This window comes from Catellatospora aurea, assembly GCF_042663325.1.
In the GTDB taxonomy this organism is placed as follows: Bacteria; Actinomycetota; Actinomycetes; order Mycobacteriales; family Micromonosporaceae; genus Catellatospora; species Catellatospora aurea.
Map to the genome: position 1 here is coordinate 37,055 of NZ_JBHTAC010000003.1, position 24,113 is coordinate 61,167.

General features: G+C 72.1%; 25 protein-coding genes. 11 read left to right on the forward strand and 14 right to left on the reverse strand.

Annotation, left to right across the window (positions count from 1 at the left end):
- Positions 1–76 precede the first annotated feature (76 nt).
- On the forward strand, positions 77–394 hold the full coding sequence (locus ACFQO7_RS03695) for a hypothetical protein (RefSeq protein ID WP_376805039.1): 318 nt from the start codon (positions 77–79) through the stop codon (positions 392–394).
- A 163-nt stretch (positions 395–557) separates the two neighbouring features.
- On the forward strand, positions 558–950 hold the full coding sequence (locus ACFQO7_RS03700; protein ID WP_376805040.1) for a hypothetical protein: 393 nt from the start codon (positions 558–560) through the stop codon (positions 948–950).
- Between the two features lie 53 nt (positions 951–1,003).
- Here the strand turns inward: ACFQO7_RS03700 and ACFQO7_RS03705 are convergent, their stop codons facing one another.
- Genes ACFQO7_RS03705 through ACFQO7_RS03720 form a run of 4 tightly spaced genes read right to left on the reverse strand, consistent with a single transcriptional unit; the run spans position 1,004 to position 4,571 of the window.
- Positions 1,004–2,911, reverse strand: coding sequence for a Xaa-Pro dipeptidyl-peptidase (locus tag ACFQO7_RS03705; RefSeq protein WP_376805041.1), 1,908 nt, complete (start codon positions 2,909–2,911; stop codon positions 1,004–1,006).
- A gap of 51 nt (positions 2,912–2,962) precedes the next feature.
- Positions 2,963–3,361: a hypothetical protein gene (locus tag ACFQO7_RS03710; protein WP_376805042.1), complete on the reverse strand. Its 399-nt coding sequence runs from the start codon at positions 3,359–3,361 to the stop codon at positions 2,963–2,965.
- Positions 3,362–3,417: 56 nt separating this feature from the next.
- Positions 3,418–4,278: a class I SAM-dependent methyltransferase gene (locus ACFQO7_RS03715; protein WP_376805043.1), complete on the reverse strand. Its 861-nt coding sequence runs from the start codon at positions 4,276–4,278 to the stop codon at positions 3,418–3,420.
- A complete protein-coding gene (locus tag ACFQO7_RS03720; protein ID WP_360525497.1) occupies positions 4,278–4,571 on the reverse strand; it encodes a hypothetical protein in 294 nt (97 codons plus the stop codon). The genes ACFQO7_RS03715 and ACFQO7_RS03720 overlap by 1 nt, the downstream gene beginning before the upstream one ends.
- A 58-nt stretch (positions 4,572–4,629) precedes the next feature.
- Between ACFQO7_RS03720 and ACFQO7_RS03725 the strand changes: the two genes are divergently transcribed.
- Positions 4,630–5,265, forward strand: a complete 636-nt coding sequence (locus ACFQO7_RS03725) for a TetR/AcrR family transcriptional regulator (RefSeq protein ID WP_376805044.1) — start codon at positions 4,630–4,632, stop codon at positions 5,263–5,265.
- 16 nt (positions 5,266–5,281) lie between these two features.
- Here ACFQO7_RS03725 and ACFQO7_RS03730 read toward each other — a convergent pair whose 3' ends face one another.
- Both ACFQO7_RS03730 and ACFQO7_RS03735 read right to left on the reverse strand, forming a co-directional pair.
- Positions 5,282–6,505 (reverse strand): FAD-dependent monooxygenase, encoded by a 1,224-nt coding sequence (locus ACFQO7_RS03730; protein ID WP_376805045.1) that lies wholly within the window; start codon positions 6,503–6,505, stop codon positions 5,282–5,284.
- Positions 6,506–6,629: 124 nt separating this feature from the next.
- Entirely contained in the window at positions 6,630–6,977 is a 348-nt protein-coding gene (locus ACFQO7_RS03735; protein WP_376805046.1) for a hypothetical protein, read from the reverse strand.
- Between the two features lie 95 nt (positions 6,978–7,072).
- Here ACFQO7_RS03735 and ACFQO7_RS03740 point away from each other — a divergent pair, with 95 nt between their 5' ends.
- Positions 7,073–7,921 (forward strand): HEAT repeat domain-containing protein, encoded by an 849-nt coding sequence (locus ACFQO7_RS03740; RefSeq protein WP_376805047.1) that lies wholly within the window; start codon positions 7,073–7,075, stop codon positions 7,919–7,921.
- Between the two features lie 12 nt (positions 7,922–7,933).
- Here ACFQO7_RS03740 and ACFQO7_RS03745 read toward each other — a convergent pair whose 3' ends face one another.
- From ACFQO7_RS03745 to ACFQO7_RS03765, 5 genes are read right to left on the reverse strand one after another with little or no spacing between them, the layout of a single operon-like run.
- On the reverse strand, positions 7,934–8,725 hold the full coding sequence (locus ACFQO7_RS03745; protein ID WP_376805048.1) for a DUF5984 family protein: 792 nt from the start codon (positions 8,723–8,725) through the stop codon (positions 7,934–7,936).
- Positions 8,722–10,518 carry an ABC transporter ATP-binding protein gene (locus ACFQO7_RS03750; RefSeq protein ID WP_376805049.1) on the reverse strand — a complete coding sequence of 599 codons (1,797 nt, stop codon included), beginning with the start codon at positions 10,516–10,518 and terminating at the stop codon, positions 8,722–8,724. The genes ACFQO7_RS03745 and ACFQO7_RS03750 overlap by 4 nt, the downstream gene beginning before the upstream one ends.
- On the reverse strand, positions 10,515–12,305 hold the full coding sequence (locus tag ACFQO7_RS03755; RefSeq protein ID WP_376805050.1) for an ABC transporter ATP-binding protein: 1,791 nt from the start codon (positions 12,303–12,305) through the stop codon (positions 10,515–10,517). The genes ACFQO7_RS03750 and ACFQO7_RS03755 overlap by 4 nt, the downstream gene beginning before the upstream one ends.
- Before the next feature lie 22 nt (positions 12,306–12,327).
- Positions 12,328–13,521 (reverse strand): ArgE/DapE family deacylase, encoded by a 1,194-nt coding sequence (locus ACFQO7_RS03760; RefSeq protein WP_376805051.1) that lies wholly within the window; start codon positions 13,519–13,521, stop codon positions 12,328–12,330.
- Positions 13,518–14,471, reverse strand: coding sequence for a methionyl-tRNA formyltransferase (locus ACFQO7_RS03765; RefSeq protein WP_376805052.1), 954 nt, complete (start codon positions 14,469–14,471; stop codon positions 13,518–13,520). Before ACFQO7_RS03765 ends, ACFQO7_RS03760 begins: the two co-directional genes overlap by 4 nt.
- 125 nt (positions 14,472–14,596) lie before the next feature.
- Between ACFQO7_RS03765 and ACFQO7_RS03770 the strand changes: the two genes are divergently transcribed.
- The gene (locus ACFQO7_RS03770) at positions 14,597–15,622 is read left to right on the forward strand and encodes a SidA/IucD/PvdA family monooxygenase (protein ID WP_376805053.1); all 1,026 of its coding nucleotides are present in this window, start codon (positions 14,597–14,599) and stop codon (positions 15,620–15,622) included.
- Positions 15,623–15,710: 88 nt separating this feature from the next.
- Here the strand turns inward: ACFQO7_RS03770 and ACFQO7_RS03775 are convergent, their stop codons facing one another.
- Complete coding sequence (locus ACFQO7_RS03775) at positions 15,711–16,457, reverse strand: FecCD family ABC transporter permease (protein WP_376805054.1); 747 nt, start codon at positions 16,455–16,457, stop codon at positions 15,711–15,713.
- Between the two features lie 61 nt (positions 16,458–16,518).
- On the opposite strand from ACFQO7_RS03775, the gene ACFQO7_RS03780 reads away from it, so the two are divergent.
- Positions 16,519–17,490: a DNA polymerase domain-containing protein gene (locus tag ACFQO7_RS03780; RefSeq protein ID WP_376805055.1), complete on the forward strand. Its 972-nt coding sequence runs from the start codon at positions 16,519–16,521 to the stop codon at positions 17,488–17,490.
- Positions 17,491–17,493: 3 nt separating this feature from the next.
- Here the strand turns inward: ACFQO7_RS03780 and ACFQO7_RS03785 are convergent, their stop codons facing one another.
- On the reverse strand, positions 17,494–18,669 hold the full coding sequence (locus ACFQO7_RS03785; protein ID WP_376805056.1) for a metallophosphoesterase: 1,176 nt from the start codon (positions 18,667–18,669) through the stop codon (positions 17,494–17,496).
- 233 nt (positions 18,670–18,902) lie between these two features.
- Between ACFQO7_RS03785 and ACFQO7_RS03790 the strand changes: the two genes are divergently transcribed.
- The 3 genes from ACFQO7_RS03790 (at position 18,903) to ACFQO7_RS03800 (ending at position 22,208) form a co-directional block, all read left to right on the forward strand.
- On the forward strand, positions 18,903–19,751 hold the full coding sequence (locus tag ACFQO7_RS03790) for an NAD-dependent epimerase/dehydratase family protein (RefSeq protein WP_376805057.1): 849 nt from the start codon (positions 18,903–18,905) through the stop codon (positions 19,749–19,751).
- A gap of 161 nt (positions 19,752–19,912) precedes the next feature.
- On the forward strand, positions 19,913–21,277 hold the full coding sequence (locus ACFQO7_RS03795; RefSeq protein WP_376805058.1) for a lysine N(6)-hydroxylase/L-ornithine N(5)-oxygenase family protein: 1,365 nt from the start codon (positions 19,913–19,915) through the stop codon (positions 21,275–21,277).
- A gap of 88 nt (positions 21,278–21,365) precedes the next feature.
- Positions 21,366–22,208, forward strand: coding sequence for an SAM-dependent methyltransferase (locus ACFQO7_RS03800; RefSeq protein WP_376805059.1), 843 nt, complete (start codon positions 21,366–21,368; stop codon positions 22,206–22,208).
- Between the two features lie 76 nt (positions 22,209–22,284).
- Here the strand turns inward: ACFQO7_RS03800 and ACFQO7_RS03805 are convergent, their stop codons facing one another.
- Complete coding sequence (locus ACFQO7_RS03805; RefSeq protein WP_376805060.1) at positions 22,285–22,512, reverse strand: hypothetical protein; 228 nt, start codon at positions 22,510–22,512, stop codon at positions 22,285–22,287.
- A gap of 405 nt (positions 22,513–22,917) precedes the next feature.
- Here ACFQO7_RS03805 and ACFQO7_RS03810 point away from each other — a divergent pair, with 405 nt between their 5' ends.
- Together ACFQO7_RS03810 and ACFQO7_RS03815 are read left to right on the forward strand one after the other, a co-directional pair.
- On the forward strand, positions 22,918–23,151 hold the full coding sequence (locus ACFQO7_RS03810; protein ID WP_376805061.1) for a DUF397 domain-containing protein: 234 nt from the start codon (positions 22,918–22,920) through the stop codon (positions 23,149–23,151).
- A gap of 82 nt (positions 23,152–23,233) precedes the next feature.
- Positions 23,234–24,112, forward strand: a complete 879-nt coding sequence (locus tag ACFQO7_RS03815) for a helix-turn-helix domain-containing protein (RefSeq protein ID WP_376805062.1) — start codon at positions 23,234–23,236, stop codon at positions 24,110–24,112.
- Position 24,113: the final 1 nt, after the last annotated feature.

Consider the following 24,113-nt stretch of genomic DNA (forward strand, 5'->3'; position numbering starts at 1 on the left):
CCGGAGAACGACCTGCAATAGAAGTCTCGGTACGTGGGGCAGCAGGGGCAACACCTCGCCAAACGGTGATGAGGACATGCTGGCGGTCCGCATGTGCTCGCTGGCGGTCCTGGCGGTGATGCCATCTGATCGAGGCATGGATGACCGACAGTCATTGATGGAAGGCGGCCAGGCTGTGGCCGTGCCTACGTTCGGGCCGCAGTGGTTCGTCGCCGATGGAAGCCGCGTAGTGATCGGGAGCAAGGTCCGCACCGACTTCGGACCGCATGCGTTCGGGACGGTGACTGGTGTCGACGCCGACCACGGACTGCCGATCGTACGGCTCGACGCAGGTCTGCTCGCGGGTCAGGAGCACAGGCTTTGGCCAGGCCAGCTGTTCAGCGTACGCAGCTGAACCGTGCGCCCCTGGCCTGGCCGTCTGCAGTACCCGGGAAACTGATGAGCCCGCGCCATGTACACCACGATGGACGTGGCATGAGTATAGGCGAGGTGCACCGGGACGATCTGCTCGACGCTCGTAACGGCGTCGCAGTTGACGCAGGCTGAGGAGAGATGTCGTGCGTCAATTGAACGCGGACCTGCAACTGCGGTTCGAACGCACATTTCAGCCGTGGATGTACACCGCGTCTCACCGCACACTCGTGCTGCGCAGCCACGGCCGGGCCGATCCCGGCCATGAATCGGCTGAGTTCGCGGAGGCGATCGACGTCATGTTCGTGAACGTGATCGCCATGAGCACCCGGGTTCGCTACCGGCCGCTGCTCATCGCCGCCCTGAGCGACCTCACTGAGGTCGAGGGCTTCCCGGAGGTGCCGGAACGGCTTCGGGCCGGATTCGTGTATCTGTCGGTGTCCGACGGAACGCACGACGGTTTCGTGGTCTGCGGCAACCTCCAGGTGGACACGACCGGCGAGCTGGGCCTGCGCTGGGCGGCCCGGATCAAGAGTTAGGAAGGGCACCTTCTACAACGCGGAGCGTTGTAGAAGGTGCCCTTCCTTTGTCCTTACTGGAAGCGGGTGCCGGTGGTGGGGCTCCAGGCGCCGTCGACGATGACGGGGGCGGCGGGCTGGGGCGTGAGGGACTGGGCGGTGAAGGCGCCCGCAGGGGCGATGGGGAGGTTGAGGACGGTGCCGGCGAGGTCGATGGTGGCGGTGGCGCCGGTGGAGTGGGCCGTGACGAACTCGGGGTCGGTGAGGGTCAGGACCAGGCCGAGGCGGTGGCCGGCGGGGATGACCTGGTCGATGGGGCGCAGCTTCCAGGTGATCGTGTAGTAGGTGCTGGTGTTCATGGCGGTGGTGCTGGTCAGCGAGTCGCGGTGCTGGCCGTCCATCCAGCCGCGGGACAGCACCTGGTATGCCGCGCTGGACACGACCTTCGCCGTGTTCTTGTAGCAGGCGTCGTCGGTGCTGGACGAGGAGCCCCAGCAGGACTCGGTGCTCAGGGTGCTGATGCCCTCGCCTGACGCGCGGTAGTTGACCCGGGTGGCGGTGCCGTACGTGACGAGTTTCGCGGTCAGGGTGGTGGTCGCCTTGCTGGAGCGGACCCGCAGGGTGATCGTCGGGGTGCCGGAGATGCGCAGGTCAGAGGTCAGCACGGGGGTCTGGTAGACCTTGCGGCCGGTGCGGGCGGTCGTCGGCGAGCTGACCGCGTTGGCTTCGCTGAGTGACGGCGCGTCGGTCAGCGACAGGCTGCCCGAGCCCGCGCCGGACGTGGTGAGCACGCCCGGGTTGCCGGTGCCCTGCAGCACGTAGTTGGCCGTGGCGGTGCCTGCGGGCGGCCATACGGTGCTGGTCTGCCACACGTCGGCGGCCCGTTCGACGTCGGCCATCGGCTCGCTCATGATGCCGTTGTCGATGCCTTTGAGCCAGTAGTCGAACCAGCGGTGCAGCGTGTCCACCCAGGCGGCGCGGCGGAAGTCGAACGGGTCGACGTGGCCCTCCTGGGACAGCCAGATCTTGCGCGGCACGTTGTTGGCGGCGAGCGCGTCCCACCACTGTCCGAAGTGCACGCCCTGCACGTTGAGGTCGTTCATGCCGTGTACGACGAAGACGCTGGCGTGCACGGAGGCCGCGGAGGTGACGTAGTTGCGGGCGGCCCAGAACGAGTTGTAGTTGCCGTTGCTGACGGCTCCGCTGCTCAGGGCGCTGGACACGGCGGTGCAGGTGCCCGACGGGCGGCCGTTGACGGTGTTGTGCAGGCTCGGCACGGAGCTGACCTTCGGGTTGACCATGCCGTTGGCCCGGTTGTAGTCGTACCAGCTGGAGATCGCGCCGATCGGCACGATGGTCTCCAGGCCCTGCACGCCCGTGGCGGCGACGGCGTTGGCGACGGTGCCGTCCCACGACTTGCCGATCATGCCGACCTTGCCGGTGGTCCAGGTCGTCGCGTTGACCACGGCGCCGCTCGCGGTACGCCCGACGGCCCGGCCGTTGAGCCAGTCGATCACCGCCTTGGCGCCCTGCACCTCCTCGGTGCCGCCGACGTCCTCGCAGCCGGTGGAGCGGCTGGTGCCGGCCAGGTCGGCGGCGATGAACGCGAAGCCGCGCGGCACGAAGAAGTTGTCGTAGTACAGCGGGAACTTCGACACGGTGCCGTCGGCGGCGTACACCTTCTTCTCGGACTCGTTGCCGCGCCCGCAGCACTGGTAGTAGGGCGAGGCGTCCATGATGACGGGCACCTTCACCCCGGCGGTGGCGGCCTCGCGCGGCCGGATGATGTCCGCGACGACCTTGTCGGGGGTGCCGTTGCCGTCGTTGTCGAGGGTCGTCTCGACGTACACCGTCTCGCGGATGGCGGTGGTGTAGTCGTAGGCCGGGTCGCTGAGCGGGGCGACAGGTGCCGCTGAGGCGGGTGCGGCCAGCGCGGTGGTGCCGAGCATGGCGAGCACGCACAGAAGGGGTATGCGACGCATCGACACATGGTGTCATTGCCATGTATCACTGTCCATGCTCGTTCCTGCATCTCAGGCCGAGGCCATGCACTTCGCGCCGGAGATGCCGATGGCCAGCTCGGCGCCCGAGGCGGCCAGCACGGTGACGGCGTTCACGTCCCCGGTGTAGGCGACCTCGGCGGCGGACTCGCAGAACCGGAGGGCCGCCGTGGCGGCGTCGTCGCCCAGGGTCGTGGTGATCACTACCGAGGTGCACTGGCCGTTCACGGCGACCGAGCTGACCTCGGCGCTGTTCAGATGGTCCTTCACCCGGTCGCCTGCCCCGCCGCAGGAGTCCGGCGGCGCGGCGGCCGAGGTGCCGGCCACTGCCGGTGGCACCGGGTCCGCCTCGTCGCCGCAGGCGGTCAGGCCGAGGGTCAGGCCGAGGATCGTCGACGCGAGCAGGGAGATGCTTCGGCTGCGGGTTCTCATGTGGTCTACCGTTCTGGAGGAGTAGGACGTGCTCGAAGAAGTGGGCTCGGGAGGCGTCACGGTGCCGTCGCGGTGATGAGCCAGAGTCCGACCGGGAGCCGGTAGCCGGTCCCGGGTCCGTGGAACCGGTCGAGCAGCCTGGCCGTAGCAGCACGGGCGGCCGCCTGCTGCGGAGCCGGGGCGGCCCGGTAGGCGGCTCCGGCGGGTCCGATCTCGATCAGCCACTCGGCCGTCGTGTCGGGGTCGCCGGGTGCGGTCATGACCACGTCGTGCGGTTCGATGGTGATCCCGTCGAAGCCCGCCGTGTCGAGGATCCGCCGCACCCGGGCCGGGTCGGCGAACGCGAACGGGCCGGGCTCGTCGCCGACGGGAAGCGGCGGCAGTGCCGCCACGTGCGGCGCGGCACCGACCACCGCGAGCGTCAGCCACGGGTTGGCCTGGCCGTCCCGGAATACGGTCGCGGCCAGCCGTCCGCCGGCACGCAGCGCGCGCCGGACGTTGGCGCAGCCGGCGACCGGGTCGGCCAGCAGCATGAGCGTCATCCTGGAGTACGCCGCGTCGAACGGCGCTCCCGGCAGGTCACCGGTGGTCTCCACGTCGGTGGCGGTGAACCGCAGACCAGGGTGGCGGTCGGCGGGAAACCGGGCGGCCGCTGCCTCCACCATCGACTCCGCCAGGTCCACGCCGAGCACGGCGCCCGTCGGTCCGACCGCTGCCGCCAATTCCGCGGTGGTGCCGCCGCAGCCGCAGCCGACGTCGAGGACGCGCTCGCCGGGACGCGGACTCAGCCGGGCCATCGCGACCGCGCCCAGTGGGCTGCCGAGTTCGTCCTGGCGGTCGGCGTGCCGGATCCAGCCGGGCGCTGCCTGCGTCCAGAACGCGGTGTTGCGGGCACGCAGCCCGGCGGTGTCGGCCATCAGAACGGCAGTTCCGCGCCGTCGACGGTCATCGCCCGGAATCCGGCGCTCTTGCCGGCGTCGAAGCCGTCCGACTGGGCGGCCAGGCCCGCGGCCCGCACCAGCCGCTCGGACTGGAAGCGCCGGAACGCCGCCTCGTCCTGCCACACGTTGATGATCCGCCAGCCGTCCTCGGTCGGCCCGGCGACGTGCGCCAGCAGGCCCGGCGGCCGGTCCGGGCCGAGATGCTGCTCGACCAGCCGGTATTCGGCCTCGCTCACGCCGGGCATCTCCTGGAGCACACCGAACGGCATACGATCACATCCTTTGGATAGAGTGACACTCTAACCAATAGAGCACTACAGTGAGGCGGTGGCTGTCAAGAGGCGGTACGAGTCGGAGCGGCGACAGGAGCAGGCCCGCCAGACCCGCCGCGCCATCCTGGACGCGGCCGGGCGGCTGTTCGTCGAGTCCGGATACGCCGCCACACCGCTGACCGCGGTCGCCACCGAGGCGGGCGTCGCGGTGCAGACCGTCTACGCGGTGTTCGGCAGCAAACGCCAGTTGCTGTCCGATCTGGTCGACGTGACCACGGCCGGCGACGACGAGCCGGTGGCGCTGCCCGACCGCGCCTTCGTCGCCGAGATCCGGGCGCTGGCCGACCCGCGGGCGAAACTCGTCCGCTACGCCCGCCAGCTCACCGAGGTGCACGAGCGCAACGCCGGGGTGATGATCGCGCTGGCGGGTGCGGCGACGGCCGACGCCGACGCCGCCGCGATCTGGTCCAAGAGCGTTGAGGAACGGCGGCGCGGCATGGGCATGTTCGCCGCCGAACTCGTCGCGACCGGCGGGGTGCGCCCCGAGCACGACGCCGGCAGCGTCGCCGACGTGCTGTGGCTGGCGATGGACGCCCGCAACTACGACTGGCTGGTGCGCACCCGCGGCTGGTCCGCCGAACGCTTCCAGCGCTGGTACGTCGACACCGTGAGCGCCGCCGTGCTGGCGTGACCCGCATGGGGCCGTGTCAACGCGGTGACCGGCGCAAGCGCGTGTAGTCCGGCAAGTCGATCTTCTCGGCCGGTGGGGACAGCACGTGCCCGGCGACCCGCTGCACGGCGGGCTTCGCGGCCGTGGCCAGCAGCGTGTTGAGGACAGCGATCCCGGCCCGGCTGCGCGGATGGGCGATGCGCGGCACGAACGGCGGGAGGTGCTGCGCCTGCGTGACGTACGGTCGCATGATCCGCTCGTAGGACCGGAACGCGGCGCGATGACCGTCGTGCGAGGCCAGCTCACCCGCCAGCACGTACGCCCCCACCAGGGCCAGGCTGGTGCCCATGCCGCTGATGGGCGAGGCGCAGTAGCCGGCGTCACCGAGCAGCGCGACCCTGCCGCTGCTCCAGCGCGGGGCGCGCACCTGGCCCACGAGTTCGAAGTAGAACTCCCTGGTGGCGTCCAGCTCGCCCAGCACCCGCGGCGTCTCCCAGCCGACGCCGGTGAAGACGTGGCGCAGCAGGTCTTTCTGTTCGGCGACCGCGAGCCGCTCGAAGCCGCGGGGCGGGCACAGGAACGACATCAGCGCCCTGGTCGTGCCGAGGTTGTCCGGGCGCAGTGCGAGGACCCGGCCGCCGGGTGCGTTGTGCCAGCGCGCCCACGACCCGTCCGACGCGGCGCGGGGGATGGTGAGGTAGGCCGTGTAGAGCCCGAGCGGTGTCACCCGCGCCTCTTCGCCGAACACCAGCGCGCGCGTCGTGGAGCCGATGCCGTCGGCCGCGACGACCAGGTCGAAGGCCTGATCGGGACGGTGCGCGAAGGAGACCCGGACCTCGTCGTCGCGGTCGTCGAGGGCGGTGATGCGGTCGCCGAAGACGTAATCGGTGTGCTCGCGGGTGCGCTCGTGCAGCAGCCGGGCCAGCTCGCCGCGCAGGATCTCCAGCTCGGCGACGAAGCCCTCCCCGCCGAACGCGTCGGCGGCGAACGCGGCCCGGACGCGGTCGCGCGCGTCGACGAAGGCGACCCCGTCCTCCCCGGTGGAGGCGGCCCGGACGGCATCCTCGACGCCCATCCGCCGGGCGACGGTGCGTCCTGCCCCGCGCAGGTCGACGGTCTGCCCGCCGAGACGTATGCCCTCGTGGCGCTCGACCACCACCGCCGTCATGCCGTACTCGTGCAGCCAGTGGGCGAGGGAGGGACCCGCGATGCTCGCGCCCGAGATCAGGACCCGGCGACCGGCCGTCCACGCTGTGCCCACATCCTGCGCAACGAGAGCCGGGTGGGCCGGCAACGGCCGGCTCAGCCGATGTCGATGAAGCCGTCGACCTGCCTGGCGATCCGGATCGCCGTACGCATGTGATCGGCGCGTTCCAGCAGCTGGGTCAGCGGCTACGGGTCCTGCCCGCCATCCTCGTCCGGCGGTGGATAGAGGCGTCGCCACTCCGCGACGAGCTGATCGAGTTCGCGCTCCAGCGCGTCCAGGCCCGCGCCCTCGACCTGCACACCGTGGGTGAACCCGACCTCGTACAGCGACGCCAGGATCGGCCGAGACGCTCGGCATGATCGGACCAGTGGTCGCCGATCGCCCAGTTCGCGCCCAGGAACTCGTCGAAGACCGTCAGGTCCGCACGGTCTGCCATCCATGCGTACAGCGCCCCGATATCCGTCGGCGGCCGCTCCTTCAAGAGCTCGCGGTCGGCGATGCGGTACACCGAGATGTGAAATGTCATGCGGTCATCCTGCCGCCCGGCGGGGCAGGGACGCCGTCGCGCCGAGGACAGCACCAGGCGGCACCGGCCGCGGCGGCGGGGACTACCGTTGCCGGGTGAACCCTGATCAGCGCGCACTCATGGACGGCGACCTCGACCAGCGCGAGGAGCACCTGTCCCGGCTCCTCAACCGTGTGAAGGAAGGCGGCGACGATTCCGCGCTGGAGGCGCTGCGCGCGCTCGTCGGCGACTACCCGCACTACCACCGCTCGCTCTACTGCCGGGCGCTGAACCACGCCGCCGTATTCGTCGACGACTCCCTGGCGGAGCCGTTGCTCGCCGCGCTGGCCGACACCCGCTACAACTGTCAGGCCTGGGCCGCGATGGGCTGTTCGGAACTGCGTCTTCGGGCCGCGGTGCCGGGCCTGCTGGCACTGCTGGAACGTGGCGACTGGATGGGCCAGGAGCACGCCGTACGCGCGCTCGGCCGGATCGGCGACGAGTCCTCGGTGCCCGCGCTGGCCGAGGTGCTGTGGTCCGAACCCGAGTGGCTGCGCGAGCGTGCGGCCGACGCGCTGGCCGCGATCGGTGGCGACGAGGCGCTCGCGGCCCTGTGGGACGCGTTCGAGCATCGGGGCTACACCCGGATCGGCTACCTCGCGAGCGCCCTGTCGAAGTTCGCGCCGGACGTCCTTCCCCGGCTGCTCGCGGCCGCCGAGGACGACGACCCGGACCTGCGGTACTGGGCGGCCGTCGCGCTCGGCTCGACCGGCGACGAGAGCGTGGTGCCGACGCTGGAACGGCTGATGGCGCAGGACAAGGGCCAGACGGTCTTCGACGGCTGGGTCAGCGTCGCGGCGAAGAAGGCCCTGCGCACGCAGCGCCGTATCCAGGCCGCGGTCGCCGCCCGCTCCGGGCAGGACGCCGGGCAGCACGACGGCGGTGATGACGCGCGGGCGTCGTGATCCGAGGCCGGGTCAGTCGTCCGGCTCCGTCCCGTCGTCCGCGCGCAGCGGCCAGGCCGCCATCTCGGCGACGCCGGCGCGCACCTTCGCCCAGTCGACGTGCCGGGGTGTCGCCAGGCGCCGGGCGAGCCACTCGGCACGCTGCCCGTGTTCGAGGCGCAGTTGTTCGAGGTCGAGTTCGACGTCCGGGGGAGGGCCGGTCCGCTCCAGTTCGGCGACCCGCTCACCCATCGCGGCGATGAGCCGGCGGTCCAAGTCCGCGACGGCGGCGAAGAACTCCTCTGTCGGCACGGTGACGACCAGCCGTTCCGGGCCCTCGAAGTAGCACTCGCCGGCCGACCGGATGCGCTGGCCGGCGCTTACCAGGTCTTGGCCGTCGGTGATGTGCCGCCAGACCGTCAGGACCGGCGCGTTGGTCAGGTAGCTCAGGTGGAGGCTGTGGTCGCCCTCCAGGTCGATCGCCGCGTCGACGGCGTCGCTCCACTCGTCCGGCCACTCGCGGGGCGGATGCGTGTCGGCGACGAGGTCGATGAGGTCGTCGGGCACCGGCTCGTGCAGCGCCCAGCGGAGCGTCAGCAGGTCTTCCCACAGCCTGACGACGTAGTAGTCCGGGTACGGGCGTTCCAGGTCCCAGCGCGCGACCACCTCGTCCCGGTACCGCAGCAGCTGATGCCCACCGGCCTCGATCCAGTACCAGCCGTCGGTCAGGCCGAACCAGTGCAGGTTGGCCACGTGGCTGCCCCAGGGCCGCACCTCGGCCAGCGGGCGCAGTTCGAACCGGAACCGGAGGGTGTCGCCGCTCATGCGGTGCGGTCGGCGTCGCGGCGGCCGGACCAGGCGCGCCAGAGTTCGGCGTAGCGGCCGTCGGGGGTTTCGCGCAGCTCGTCGTGGGAGCCGCTCTCCACGATGCGGCCCTTGTCGAGCACGACCACGCGGTCGGCGAGCGCCGCCTGGGTGAGCCGGTGCGCGACCAGCAGGCCGGTCCGTCCTTGCAGCGCGGCGACGACCGATGCCTCCAGGACCCGGGCTCCGGCGCTGCCCGCCTCGGCGGTGGCCTCGTCCAGCACGGCGACGGCCGGGTCGGCGAGCACCAGCCGGGCCAGGGCGAGCTGCTGCGCCTGCGCGGCGGTCAGCCGGTGGCCGCCCTCGCCGACCACGGTCGCCAGGCCCTCCGGCAGCGCCGCCGCCCACTCGGCCGCCCCGACCTGCTCCAGGGCGGCGGTCAGCTCGTCATCGGTCGCGTCGGGGCAGGCCAGGCGTAGGTCCTCGGCGAGCGTGCCCGCGAAGACGTACACCTCCTGCGTGATCAGCGCGACGGCCCGGCGGCCGGCCGGGTCGAGGTCGCCGATGCCGACGCCGCCGACCCGGATGCTGCCCGACGTCGGCTCGTGCACGCCCGCGACCAGGCCGGCGAGGGTGCTCTTGCCGGCGCCGCTCGCGCCGACCAGCGCGACCCGCTGCCCGGCGGGCACCGCGATGGTGACCTCGTGCAGTACGGGACGGTCGGCGGTGTAGGAGTGGCTGACCGCGTCGGCGTGCAGGGAGGCGTCCGCGGGCGTACGCGGCGCGGGCGGCGCGGCGGGTTCGGGCAGGTCGGCGACGCCGACGATGCGGACCAGCGCGGCGGTCGCCGACTGCACGTCGTCGATGAGCCCGAGGGCGATGTTGACCGGCGTGAACAGGTTGTGGAAGTACAGCGCCGCGGCGGTGGCCGCGCCGATGCTGACCTCGCCGGAGCGAACCAGCAGGAAGCCGGTGGCCAGCACCGCGGCCAGGCCGATGAACTCGGCCAGGTTGAGCCGGGCGTAGAAGCGGGTGACCAGGTTGACGCCGCGCATGGTCAGGTCGACGGCGTCCTGCGACCGGTCGGTGACCCGGCCCAGGTGCTGCTCGCGGCGGCGCAGCGCGCGCACCGTCGGCGCGCCGCCGATGGTCTCCAGCAGTTGCTGCTGCTGCTCGCCGACGGCGATGCGCTGGCGGGCGTAGAGCGGCAGGGCGCGGCCGCCGTACCACCAGACGGTGTAGAGCTGCACGGGCGCGGCCAGCAGCGCGGCGGCCATGAAGCGCCAGTCGAGCACGGCCAGCCCGGCCAGGGTCAGGAAGATCGCCAGCAGGGACCGGGCCAGCTCGGGCAGCCCGGAGCGGACCACGGACGCGACCGCGTTGAGGTCGTTGCCGGCGCGCGAGGTCAGGTCGCCGGAGCCGGCCCGCTCGACCTGCCCCAGCGGCAGCCGGAGCGCCCGGTTGAGGAAGCGTTCCCGCAGCTCTGCCAGGGCCCCTTCGCCGAGCCGGGCGATGAGCGTCAGGCCCCAGGCGGTGGCCGCGCCGGACAGTACGGCGACCACGGCCAGGGCGACGACCGGGGTGGTGATCGCGGACGCGGGCGCGCCGGTGGTGACGAGGTCGACGACCTGGCCGAGCAGCGGCGCGACGGCCAGGCCGATGGCGGTGGCGGTGGTCAGCACGAGCAGGCCGGCCGCGGCCAGCCACCGGCGCGGGCGCAGCAGCGCGCGCAGTGCCGCGACGGTCTGCCGGCCGGTGGCGGTGGGCAGCAGTTCGCGCTGCTCGGTCATGGGGGTCGCCTCCTGGCCGGTCATGCCAGCACGGTCGTGCGGTAGCCGGTGTGCTCGCGGACGAGCTGCTCGTGGGTGCCGGACGCGGTGAGCGTGCCGTCGGCGGCGAAGTGGACGGTGTCGGCCGCGGCCAGCAGTGCCGGGCTGGTGGTGATGACGATCGTGGTACGGCCTTCGCGCAGGCGGCGTACGCCGTGCACGATGCGCAGCTCGGTGACCGCGTCGACGGCCGTGGTGGGCTCGTGCAGGACCAGCACGGGGGCGTCGGCGGCCAGGGCGCGGGCTAGGGCGACGCGCTGGCGCTGCCCGCCGGACAGGGACCGGCCGCGCTCGGCGAGCACGCCGTCGACGCCGCCGGGCAGGGTCGCGGCGACCTCGTCCGCGCCGGACGCGGCCAGCGCCGTGGCGAGCAGCTCAGCGGCGGGTGAGGTGTTCGAGGCCGCGGTGGGCGGCTGCTCCGGGCTGGACGCCGGCGACGGCGGCGCGGGCGTGTCTCCGGTGCGCTGTTGCGGCAGGGGCAGCGCGTCGGCGGCCGGGCTCAGTACGTTGTCGCGCAGGGTGCCCTCGAACAGGTCGGCGTCATGGGCGGCGACGAGCAGCGCGCCGCGTACCGCCTCGGGGTCGAGGGTGGACAGGTCGTGGCCGTCGACGGTGACCGCGCCGGAGTCGGGTTCGCGTTCGCGGCCGAGCAGGTCGACCAGGGCCTCGGCGTGCGCGGGGTCGGCGGCGACGACGCCGACCAGCTGCCCGGCGGGGACGTCGAGGTCGAGGTCGCGCAGCCCGGCGTGGGTGAGGCCGCGGACGGTGAGGCGGCCGGTGACGGGGCCGGGCAGCGGCGCGTCGCCGCCGACGGCCGGGGGAGACGACAGCACCTCGGCGATGCGTACGGCGCTGCCGCGGCCCTGGGCCAGTTCCCCGTTGACCCAGACCAGCATCGACAGCGGCCCGATCAGGTATTGCGCCATGCCGACCGCGGCGATCAGCGCGCCGACGCTGATCTCCCCGTCGGCGGCCAGCCGCCCGCCGACGAGCGCGACGATCGCCAGGAACAGCCCGTTGACCGCGAGCAGGGTGCCGTCGTGCCAGCTCTTGGCCCGGGCGGCGTGCACGGTCGCGGTGAGCGCGGCGCGGCTGCTGAGCCGGTAGCGCTCGGCGGCGGCCCGCTCCGCCCCGATGCCCTTGAGCACGCGCAGGCCGCCGACCATGTCCGCGGCGAGCCCGGCGGTGTGCGCGATCCGGTCCTGCTCGACCTCGCTGCGCCGCTGCAGGGGACGGCCCAGCAGGTGGGCCAGCCCCATCATGAGCGGGGTGCCGAGCAGCACCAGCAGGCCGAGCGGCAGCGACACCCGCAGCAGCGTGACCGCGCCGACGACCAGGCCCAGGATGCCGGCGATGCCCAGCGGCAGGGCGAGCGCGACCATGCCGACGCGCCCGGCGTCGCTGGTCGCGACGCTGGCCAGCGCGCCGGGCAGCCGCCCGGTGTCGGCCCCGCCGCGCGCGTCGAGGACCCGGTCGGTGAGGCGTACCCGCAGCAGGTGCCCGGCCTGCTCGGCGGCGCGTTCGCCCAGGCGTGCGCCGAAGCGGAAGCTGAACGACAGCGTGACGAACACCGCGCCCAGCACGGCGAGCCACACCAGCAGCTCGGAGCTGGACCCGGTGCCGACGGCGCGGTCCACGACCAGGCCGATCACCACCGGCACCATGGCCTCGCCGGCCTGGTGCCCGGTGCTGAGCACCGCGCTGCCGGTGATTCGGCCCGCCTGCCCACGCAGGGCGTCGCGCAGCACGCGGCCGCCGGTGAGCTGTGGCATGTCTTCTCCTGGTTCGGGGAGGTCAGCGGCAGTGGGCGGCCGCGAGCCGGGTCAGGGTGGCGCTGGCGGTGACGACCTCGGAGATCGGCACATACTCGTCGGGGGCGTGAGCCAGCTCGATCGCGCCGGGTCCGTACTGGACGGTAGGGATACCCGCTCCGACGAGTAGCCGCAGGTCGCTGCCGTATGGCGCGCCCCACTGCTCCGGCCCGACCCCGGTCGCCTCGACCAGTGCCGCGGTGAACGCCGGGTCGGGGTTGCGGCCGGGCAGGAACTGCCCGCCCCACCATTCGACGGTCACCGGGTGCTCGGTCAGCCAGCCGTCCGCCGCGCACGCCTTCGCCACGGCGGCCTCCAGCTCCGCCTTGGCGGCCTGCGGGGACTCGCCGAGCGCGACGCCGTAGCGGCCCTCGGCGACCAGTTCGCCGGGCACCGACGACGACCAGTCGCCCGCGTGCACGGTGCCGATCTCCAGCGCGTACGGGACGTCCCAGCGGCGCATCAGCGGGTCGACGTCGCGGTTGCGAGTTGCCTCCAGCTCGCGCAGCGCGGTGAAGACGGGCAGGAACTTCTCGATGGCGCTGACGCCCGCGGTGCGCCGGGACGCGTGCGCGGACGTGCCGGGCACGCGCAGCCGGAACGTCAGCGCGCCCGCGTTGGCGGGCACCACGGCCAGGCCGGTCGGCTCGGGGATGACGCACGCGTCGGCCCGCCAGCCCCGTTCCAGCAGCCCGTACGTGCCGAGCCCGCCGTCCTCCTCGCCGGCCACGCACGCGATGAGCACGTCGCCGCGGGGGCGGTCGCGCTTCAGCTCGCGGATCGCGAACAGCGCGGCTACCAGGCCGCCCTTCATGTCGCAGGCGCCCCGGCCGTAGAGGCGGTCGCCGTCGACACGGCCGCTGTACGGGTCGTCGGTCCAGGCGGACAGGTCACCGGGCGGCACCACGTCGATGTGCCCGTTGAACATCAGCGACCGGCCGCCGCCGGTGCCGGGCAGCCGGCCGACCAGCCCGTACGCCCTGTCCCGGGGGACCTCCAAACCGGGGAAGGCCGGCTGGGCGGTCAGCTCGGGCAGCGGCAGCTCCCACAGGTCGACGTCCAGGCCCTCGGCGCGCATCCAGTCGGCGAGCACCTCCTGGATGCCGGCCTCGTGCGGGCTGCCGCCGACGCTGGGGATGCGGACCAGGTCGGCCAGCAGCTCGGTCAGTTCCGTCATGCCGGGAAGTGTCCCAGGTAGCCGCCCATGGTCCGGAACAGGTCGGTGGCGGCCAGCTCGGTGCCGTCGTCGAGCCGTACCCGTTCGATGACCAGGCCCTTGCTCCGGCCCCGGCGGGCGTCGGCCCCGGCGACGATCGCGACGCCGTCGCCCTCGCGGTAGAAGACCCGGCCCGGGGTGCCGCCGTAGACGGCCTGCGAGACGGACGCCTTCGTCACCCGGACGCGTTGGCCGCGGTAGTAGGTGTAGGCGTTCGGGTACGGGTCGCACTGGGCGCGGACCAGGCGGTCGAGTTCCTCGGCTGTCCACGTCCAGTCGATGCGCAGGTCCTCGTCGGCGCGCTTGTGGAAGAAGCTGGCCTGCGAGCGGTCCTGCGGCGTCCAGTCGGTGCGGCCCGAGGCGATCAGGCGCAGCCCGTCGACGGTGATCGGCCCGAACAGGGCGAGCGTCTTGTGGAACAGGTCGGCGGTGGTGTCGCGTGGGCCGACCGGCACCGCGCGCTGGAGCACGATGTCGCCGGCGTCGAGGGTGTCGTCCATCATGTGCGCGGTCACGCCGACCTCGGGCTCGTCGTTGAGCAGGGCCCAGATCAGCGGCGAGAAGCCGGCGTACTTCGGCAGCAGCGAGTCGTGGATGTTGAGGGTGCCGTGCCGAGGCAGGGCGAAGACCTGCGGCGGGATCCAGGTGCGCCAGTTGGTGGCCACGATGACGTCGAGGTCGGCTTCCTTGAGCGCGGCCATCAGCTCCTCGTCGTCGGGGCGCTCGCGGATCAGGACGGGCACGCCGTGTTCGGCGGCGAGGTCGGCGACGGAGTCGCTCCAGATGCGCTCGTACGCGTGGTCGCTCTTCGGGTGCGTGACGACGAGGACCACCTCGAGGTCGGGAGCCTCCAGCAGTGCCTGGAGCGTGCGGTGCCCCCAGGTCTGGTAACCGAACATCGCGACCCGCATGGGTGCCCTCCTCTGGACCGGAACGCTGGACCGTCTCGGCCCGCTGGCGCGAACCGAAAGGCAAGGCTTACCTTGCTAAGGTAACCCTAATGTAATCATCGGGGGACGCCCGCGGAAGGGGTCATATGTCCACGTCGGACGCACATCTCCACGATCTCGCAGGGATCGGCTTCGGGCCCTCCAACCTGGCCCTGGCCATCGCGTTACGCGAGCTGGAGCAGCCGGTGGACGCCGTGTTCCTGGAGAAGCAGCCGCGGTTCGGCTGGCACCGGGGGATGCTCATCGAGGGCACCACGATGCACGCCCGGCAGGGCGGCGATCTGGTCACCCGCCGCGCCCGCAACCTGGTCGTCGCCACCGGTCTGGAGGCCCGGATGCCCGACGGCATCCGCCCCGGCCAGCGCGTCTGGCACAGCCGCGACCTGCTGCGCCGCCTGCCCAGCCTGCGCGACCCGCGCCGGGTGCTGGTGATCGGCGCTGGCCAGTCCGGCGCCGAGGTCACCGATCACCTGCACCGGACGTTCCCGCAGGCCGAGGTGTGCGCGGTGTTCGCCAAATACGGCTACACCCCCGCCGACGACAGCCCGTTCGCCAACCGCATCTTCGACCCCGCCGCCGTCGACCACTTCTACGACGCGCCCGAGCAGGTCAAGCGGATGCTGATGGACTACCACGGCTCCACGAACTACTCGGTCGTCGACCTGGACGTCATCCAGGGCCTCTACCGCCGGATGTACCAGGAGAAGGTGCTGGGCCGGGAGCGACTGCGCTTCATGCACGCCTCCCGGGTGGTGGACCTCGTCGAGGACGCGGACCGGGTCCGGGTGACCGTCGAGTTCCTGCCGACCGGTGAGCGCACCGTGCTGGCGGTCGACGCGGTGGTGTGCGCGACCGGTTACCGCAGCAGCGACCCGCTGCAGCTGCTCGGCGAGCTGGGCGAGCACTGCCTGCGCCGCGAGGACGGGCAGCTCCAGGTCGAACGCGACTATCGCGTTGTCACGGGCGGCGACGTGCGGTGCGGCATCTACGTGCAGGGCCCGACCGAGCACACCCACGGCATCAGCTCGACCCTGCTGTCCAACACCGCCGTGCGGGCCGGAGAGATCGCGCGCTCGCTCACCCGTAGCGTGGCCCCGGCCCTCGCCGGATAGACATGTCGCGGCGTGCGGTTACATCTATTTTGATGTGGCCACATCAAAATAGATGTAACCGCCGACCGCGGCGGCCGCCGTTCGGTCGTCACCGACGGTGACGAATCAGCCGGCGGCCGATTGCGCGGGGGCCGGCGCGGTGCGGGCATCGCGACGCCGGCGGCGATCCCCTGGTACGACCATCGGCGTGCCGGTCTGCGGGTCGGTCATCACCTGGCTGGCGACGCCGAAGACGTGCTCGACCAGGTCGGCCGTCATGACCGCCTCGGGCGCCCTGGGCGACGATCTCGCCGCCGCGCATGACGATCAGGTACGAACTGCCTCGCGCGGCTCCCAGGGCACCCCGCTTCCGGCGGCGGCACAGGGCGATGAAGACCGGCGCGCCGAGGAACGCGGTGACGATGCCGACCTGCAGTTCCGACGGGGCGGTCAGCACCCGGCCGAGCATGTCCGCCCCGAGCAGCAGGATCGGGCGGAGCACCACGGCGTAGGCGAGGATCCAGCGGTGGTCGGGGCCGGTGATCAGCCGGGCGATGTACGGCACGGCCAGGCCGAGGAACCAGATCGGGCCGCACGCGGCGGTCGCCGCGCCGCACAGCAGCGTGATCGCGGCGACGCCGAGCAGGCGGATGCGGCCCGGGTGCGCGCCCAGCGCCGTGGCGGCCTCGTCGCCCATGCTCAGCGCGTTGAGCCGGCCGCCCAGGGTCAGCGTGAGCAGGATCCCGGTGACCAGGAACGGCGCGACCCGGAGCAGGGTGTCACCGTCGCGGTCGGCCAGCGAGCCGACGCCCCAGTGCCGGTAGCGGTCGAACGTGCCGCGGTTGGTGACCAGCACCGCCCAGACCGTATTCCGTACTCGCGTTGACGGGCGGTCGCCGCCGGGTAATGGTGATCACATGCCGAAAGACGGTGAGACCCGCGACGGGGTGGCGCTGACCAACCTCGACCAGCCCCTGTTCGACGAGGCCGGCGCGACCAAACGCGACCTGGTGGACTACCTGGACGCGGTACACGAGCGGATCATCCCCGCGCTGCGGGACCGTGCCCTGTCGGTGATCCGGATCCGCCCCGGGCAGCCGGCGTTCATGCAGAAGAACCTGCCCAAGTACACGCCCGACTGGGTGCCCCGGGCCGCGGTCTGGGCCGAGGCCTCCCACCGCGAGGTGACGTATGCCCTGGGCAACGACCGGCGCACGCTGATCTGGTTCGCCAACCAGCGAGCCGTCGAGTATCACGCGGCCCTGTCCCTGGTGCCGTCGCCGCTGTCGCCGACGCACCTGATCCTCGACCTCGACCCGCCCGAGGGCGACGACACCTTCGGCAAGGCCGTGCACGGCGCGCTGCTGGTACGCCAGGCGCTGGCCGACTGCGGGCTCGACGGCGCCGTCAAGACCAGCGGCAGCAAGGGCGTGCACGTCTTCGTGCCGCTCGACGGCAAGGCCGACCCGGAGGAGGTCGCCGCCGCGACCCGGGCCGTGGCCGCGCGTGCCGAACGGCTCGACCCGAAACTCGCCACCACGGCCTTCATCCGCGAGGACCGCCACGGCAAGGTCTTCCTCGACGCCACCCGCTCCGGCGGCGCGACCGTCGTCGCCTGCTACAGCCCCCGCATCCGCCCCGGCCTGCCGGTGTCCTTCCCGGTGGCCTGGCCGGACCTGGAGAGTGTCACACCCGCCGACTTCACCATCCGCACCGTGCCCGACCTGGTCGCCAAGACCGACCCCTGGGCCGACGCCATGCCCGCCCCGCAGGCCCTGCCCGCCGACCTGATCGCCGAGGGCCACACCATCCCCATCGCCCGCGTCCAGGCCATGCACGAGGGCAAACGCCGAGCCAAGGCCCGCCGCGAAGCCGAAGGGCAGGGGTGAGGGTCAGGCGCTGCGCAGGGTGAGTTCGGTGATCTCGCTGGGGGCGAAGACGCGCAGGGGCGGGCCCCAGAAGCCGGTGCCGCGGCTGGTGTAGAGCTGGGTGCGCTCGCCGTGGCGGGTCAGGCCCTGCACGGCGGGCTGGTCCAGGCGCACCAGGTAGTGGAAGGGCCAGATCTGGCCGCCGTGGGTGTGGCCGGAGATCTGCAGGTCCACCCCGTGCGCGACGGCCGCGGTGATCTGCTTGGGCTGGTGGGCGAGCAGCAGCACCGGCAGGTCCGGGTCGGCCCCGGCGAGCGCGGCCGCGTGGTCCATCGAGTGGCCGGTACGCGAGTGGGAGGCGGTGATGTCGTCGACGCCCGCCACGACGAGGCGGTCGCCGCCGCGCTCGACGACCAGGTGCCGGTTGTGCAGGCACTCCCAGCCCAGGTGCTGCATGTGCGCGAGCCAGCCCTCGGCCTCGCCGTAGTACTCGTGGTTGCCGGTCACGTAGGTGCGGGCCAGCTTGGCGCGGATGTCGCCGAGCGGCGCGGCCTGCGCGGTGCGCTGCGCGACGGTGCCGTCGGCGATGTCGCCGGTGTGGCAGACGACGTCGGGGTCCAGCGCGTTGACCGCCCTGGTCACCCCGGCTGACCAGCGCGAGCGCTCGATCGGCCCGTAGTGCGTGTCGGTCAGCAGGACGACCTTGAGGCCGTCGAGCCCCTTGCCGAGCCGGGGCAGGATCACCTCGACCCGGCGTACGCGGGGCACGCGCATCGCTTCGGCGTACCCCCAGACGACCAGGACCAGGGCGACTGCCGCGACCGCCGCCGCCGTGATCCGGGAACGCAGCGGGTCGGCGACGCCGCCGAGCGCCAGCGCGCCCCGCAGCACGTTGCCGAGCACGGCCCACACGAACAGCACCCAGATCACGCCGAGCGTGGTGTCGGCGATCCGGGACGCCCAGTCCTTGCCGCGGGCGTGGCCCTGGAACATGAGGTACGGGAACGCCAGCGCGGCGGCGGCGAACAGGGCGGTGCCGGCGGCGACCACCGGGGTCGGCCAGTGCGCGCCGGACAGCAGCAGCATCCACCAGGGCACGCCGAACAGCAGCCCCAGCACGGTGGTCACGGTCAGGCCGAACAGCAGCGGTCGCAGGGACCGCCGTGCCGGGGCGGCCTGCACGGCCTCGCCAGTCGACACGCGTACTCCTTCAAAGGTCGGACTGCCAAGCATGCCACGCCCGGACCAGCCGCGGCCGATGTCGGGTGCGAGCTTTTTGTCCCGTTGTCCCGATCGCGGTCGCGGGATCTAGGAGAGTTGTGGTCGCTCCAGCGACCACAACTCTCCTAGATCCAGATCCCGGTGGCCGCGTTCGAGGTGGGGGAAGGGGCGGAGTAGAACGGTGTGGTGATGAATCGCGGCGGAGCCGGACGGTGGCGGAAGTGAATCGGGTGCTGGTGACCGGGGCCGCCGGGCGGCTCGGTCGGGCGACGCTCGACCTGCTCGCCCGGGAGGGGGTCGCCGCGACGGCGCTCGACCTGCACGATCCCGGCGAGCTGCCCGCCGCGCGGGTCGTGGTGGGCGACACGGGCGACGCGGCGGTGGTCCGGGAGGCGCTGTCGGGCGTGGACGCGGTCGTGCACTGCGCCGCGATTCCCGCGCCGACGCTCGGCACGGCCGAGGAGGTGTTCTGCGGCAACACCCGCAGCACGTTCGTCGTGCTGGAGCAGGCCGCGCAGGCGGGGGTGACCCGGGCGGTGCTGGCCGGCAGCCAGTCCGCGCTCGGCTTCGCCTGGTCGCCGGAGCCGATCGCGCCGCTGTACCTGCCCGTCGACGAGGCGCACCCGCTGCTGGCGGCGGACCCGTACGCGCTGAGCAAGCAGGTCGACGAGCAGATCGGGCAGATGATGGCCCGCCGTTACGGCATGACCGTGGTGACGCTGCGCTTCCCGCTGCTCGGCGGCCTGACCGAGCGCCTGCCCACGTTCGCCTCGCACTACCGCGCCGACCCGGTGCAGGGGGCCAGGTCGCTGTGGGCCTACCTGGAGGACCGTGACGCGGCGACGGCGAACTGGCTGGCGCTGACCCGGCCGCTGACCGGCGCGCACGAGATCTTCGTGGCCGCCCCGATCACGCTGGCCGCGCTGCCGACCGAGGAGCTGCTCGACCGGTTCCATCCGGGGGTGCCGCGGCGGGTGGAGTTCCCCGGCCGGGCCGTGCCGTTCGACCTGTTCCTGTCCGGCCGCCTGCTGGGCCTGGTCCCGGAGCACCTCTACGCCTGACTTCATGAGGTATGCCTTGCCTAATTCATCGGCGTGGATGAGAATTCCATTCACGACCTGCGCTGAAAGCGGCCCTGTATTGGCAAGCCGAATGGTGTAGGTTAGCCTAACCTAAGTGCTGGCGTGGAGGCTCGCCGGCGATGCTTAGGAACGGAACCGCAATGACAGAGCAATCGTTTGGCGGGGACGTCGTCCATGACATCGTGGGCGTGGGATTCGGTCCGTCCAACCTGGCCCTGGCCATCGCCGCCGCGGAGAGTCCGGCTCCGGTCAGCGCGGTCTTCCTGGAGCGGCAGGCCGCCTTCGGGTGGCACCGCGGCATGCTGCTCGACGACGCCACGATGCAGGTCTCGTTCATGAAAGACCTGGTCACCCTGCGCAACCCGGCCAGCCGGTTCAGCTTCCTGTGCTACCTGCACAGCAGGGGCCGCCTGATCGACTTCATCAACCACAAGAGCCTGTACCCGCTGCGCGTGGAGTTCCACGACTACCTGGAGTGGGCGGCGGCGCAGGTCGGCGGCATGGTGCGCTACGGCCACGAGGTCGTCGACGTGCACCCGGTGTACGAGCGCGGCCGCGCCGACCACCTGATGGTGGTGGCCCAGGGCCCGTGCACCGCGACGGCGCTGCGGGCCCGCAACGTGGTGTTCGCGACCGGCCTGTCCCCGCAGCTGCCCGACGGGGTCACGCCGTCGGCGCGGGTCTGGCACACCCAGGACCTGCTGCACCAGGTCGGGCACTGGTCCGGCGCGAAGCGCTTCGTGGTGGTCGGCGCGGGCCAGAGCGCGGCCGAGGCGACCGCGTTCCTGCACGAGCGCTTCCCCGGGGCCGAAGTCTGCGCGGTCTTCTCCCGGTACGGCTACAGCCCCGCCGACGACAGCCCGTTCGCCAACCGCATCTTCGACCCGGGCGCGGTCGACGACTTCTACACCGCGCCGCCGCAGACCAAGCAGCTGCTGCTGGACTACCACCGCAGCACCAACTACTCGGTCGTCGACCTCGACCTCATCAACGACCTCTACCGGCGCGTCTACCAGGAGAAGGTGCTCGGCCAGGAGCGGCTGCGCATCCTCAACGCGAGCCGGCTGACCGGTGTGCGCGCCGACGGCGACCGGGTCCACGTCGAGGTGTCCTCGCTGCTCACGGGAGAGCTGACGGCGCTGGACGCGGACATCCTGGTGTGCGCCACCGGCTACCGCCAGGCCGATCCGTCGGGCCTGCTCGGCGACCTCGCCGGGCACCTGCGCCGCGACGGCGACGGCCGGCTGGTGGCCGGGCGCGACTACCGGCTGTCCGCCGGGTCCGATCTGGCCTGCGGCGTATACCTGCAGGGCGGCACGGAGCACTCGCACGGCATCACGTCGTCGCTGCTGTCGGCGACCGCCGTGCGGGCGGGGGAGATCCTGCAGTCCGTTCTCGACCACCGCGACGGTCCCGCGGCGACGCTCACCGCCGAGGTGCCGGCGCTGATCACCCGCCCGCGGGCGGCCGTGGCGCAACCGGCCGTCCTGGGCGGGGCACTGTGATGATCTGTGCGTAGCACTTCCGTGGCGCTGGGTGTGGCCTGACCGGACAGTGCGGGTCTATGCTTCCGCTGCATCACCACGACGGTCAATGGAGGCGTCAGTGTCGCAGGGCGGCGGTCCGGGTGCGGGTGGCGAGGAGGTCGCGCCTCCGGGCGTCGACACGAGCACACCGCACTCGGCACGGATGTACGACTGGTGGCTGGGCGGCAAGGACAACTTCGCCGCGGACCGGGCCATGGGTGACGCGTTCATCCAGGCGATCCCCACCATCAAGACGATGGCCAAGGAGAACCGGAAGTTCCTCGGCCGCGCGGTGAAGCACCTGGTCGCCGATGCGGGCATCCGGCAGTTCCTGGACATCGGCACCGGCATCCCGACCCGGCCCAACCTGCACGAGGACGCGCAGGCCATCGCGGCGGAGACCCGCGTGGTCTACGTGGACAACGACCCGATCGTGCTGGCCCACGCGCGGGCGCTGCTGGTCAGCTCGGAAGAGGGCCGCAGCGAGTACATCCACGCCGACCTGCGCAAGCCGCAGGAGATCCTGGCCGACCCGGCGCTGCTGAGCACGCTCGACCTGAGCAAGCCGGTGGCGCTGATGATGGTCGCGGTGCTGATGCTGCTCAAGGACGACGAGGACCCGTGGGGCCACACCCGCGAGCTGATGGACGCGCTGCCCTCGGGCAGCTACCTCACCATCACCCACCCCGGCCGGGAGTTCGACGAGGAGGCGATGGAGGTCATCCGCTCCTCGGCCGAGCGCGGCGGCATGACGGTCATCCCGCGGACGAAGGTGGACGTGGCCCGGTTCTTCGAGGGCTGGGACCTGGTCGAGCCGGGTGTCGTGCCGGTGATGGCCTGGCAACCCGAGACCGAGCCCGCCGACCCGAACGCCGCGTTCTACTGGGCGGGCATGGCCCGCAAACGCTGAGGTAAGACCCGCCGCGGGGCGGGAGCGGACAACTCGCACCGTTGTCCGCTCCCGCCCCGCGGTGACCTGAGGAGGGTCAGACGTAGCTCAGCGCGTCGATCGACAGGTCGATGAGGTCGCGCCGGGCCACGTAGCGTGCGGTCCTGATCTCGACCTCCGTGCCGCGGGCGGTCGAGGAGCGGCAGATGACGGTCGCGGCGTGGCTGCTGGCGTCGTAGACGATGGCGGCGCGCCACTGGCCGTCGCGGTACACCCAGACCCGGTCGTGGGGCTCGTACGCGTCGGTGGGTACGACGTCCGCCACGGATCGCTGCTCGGGGTGTGTCTTCGGTGGTGCCATGGATCGGGTGTCCTCCTGTGGGGCCGGAACATTCCGACGTGGCTCGTGCCGTGTGTGTCGGCGACTCCCCACGTCCGTGGACTAGGCCGCCTTCGGTCACACCGCGTAGCGCGACGCGCCCGGGAGGTAGCCGCATCCCGAGAAGGCTGAGCCTGCCGGTCCGGGAGGGGGTCCGTGCCGTCTGCCCAGGTGGAGGGGGTAGCGCCAGCCGTTCGGGTGGCAAACGGTAGCGCTTCCATTGACTGTGTTCGCTTAGCCGACCCCATGATGCACGGCTATCCTGTGCAAAAGCAAGCGCTGATGCACGTGCAGACGATCGTGTCGCTGCACGGGTGAACGGCGTTCTCTCTCTGGGGGCGGAGGATCGCGATGACGCACATCCACGGCGGGGCACCGGAGCTCGCCGCGATCGCGTGGCGCAAGAGCGTGCGCAGTGGAGCTGACGGGAACTGTGTCGAGATCGGCCGGCTGCCCGGGGGGTCGGGTTTCGCGCTACGCCATTCGCGGGACCCCATGGGGCCGGTGCTGCTCTACACGAGGGCGGAGATGAACGCGTTTCTGCTGGGTGTCTACGACGGCGACTTCGACGATCTACTTTCTTGACCGTTGATTCTCGACAGTGCGCCCGCGCTTTGCGACAGTATGCGCAGGAGATCACGCGGGCGGGCAGGCGGAGGGCGCACGTATGGCGGCAGACCCGGAGAGTGGGTCGGGCGGCGGTCCTACCGTGCTGCGCATGCTGCTCGGAGCACAGCTGCGGCGGTTGCGGGAGTCCCGCGGCATCAGCCGGGAGGACGCGGGCTGGCAGATCCGGGCCTCGGAGTCGAAGATCAGCCGGATGGAGCTGGGCCGGGTCGGTTTCAAGGAGCGTGACGTAGCCGACCTGCTCACCTACTACGGGGTGACCGACGAGGCCGAGCGGGAGGCGATGGCCGCCCTGGCCCGGCAGGCCAACGAGCCGGGCTGGTGGCACCAGTACGGCGACGTCTACCCGGCGTGGTTCCAGTCCTATCTGGGGCTGGAGTCCGCCGCACAGATCATCCGGACCTACGAGGTGCAGTTCGTGCCCGGCCTGCTGCAGACCGCCGAGTACGCGCGCGCCGTCATCATGCTCGGCCACGGCGGCAAGCCGGAGCCCGAGGTGAGCCGGCGGGTCGAGCTGCGGATGACCCGCCAGCAGATCCTGTACCGGCAGAACCCGCCGCGCCTGTGGGCCGTGGTCGACGAGGCGGCGCTGCGCCGGCCGGTGGGCGGGCGCTCGGTGATGCGCGGGCAGATCGAGGCGCTGCTGAAGGCGGCGAAGCTGCCGACGGTCACCCTGCAGGTGATGACGTTCGCCAAGGGCGGCCATGCCTTCAGCAGCGGCGCGTTCTCGCTGCTGCGCTTTCCCGACCACGACCTGCCCGACGTGGTCTACCTGCAGCAGCTGACCAGCGCGCTCTATCTCGACAAACGCGAGGACGTCGAGCAGTACGTCGCCGTGATGGAGCAGCTGTGCGTCGACGCCTCGCCGCCGCAGGACACCCCCGCGATCCTGGAGGGCATCCTGCGCGACCTCGACTAGC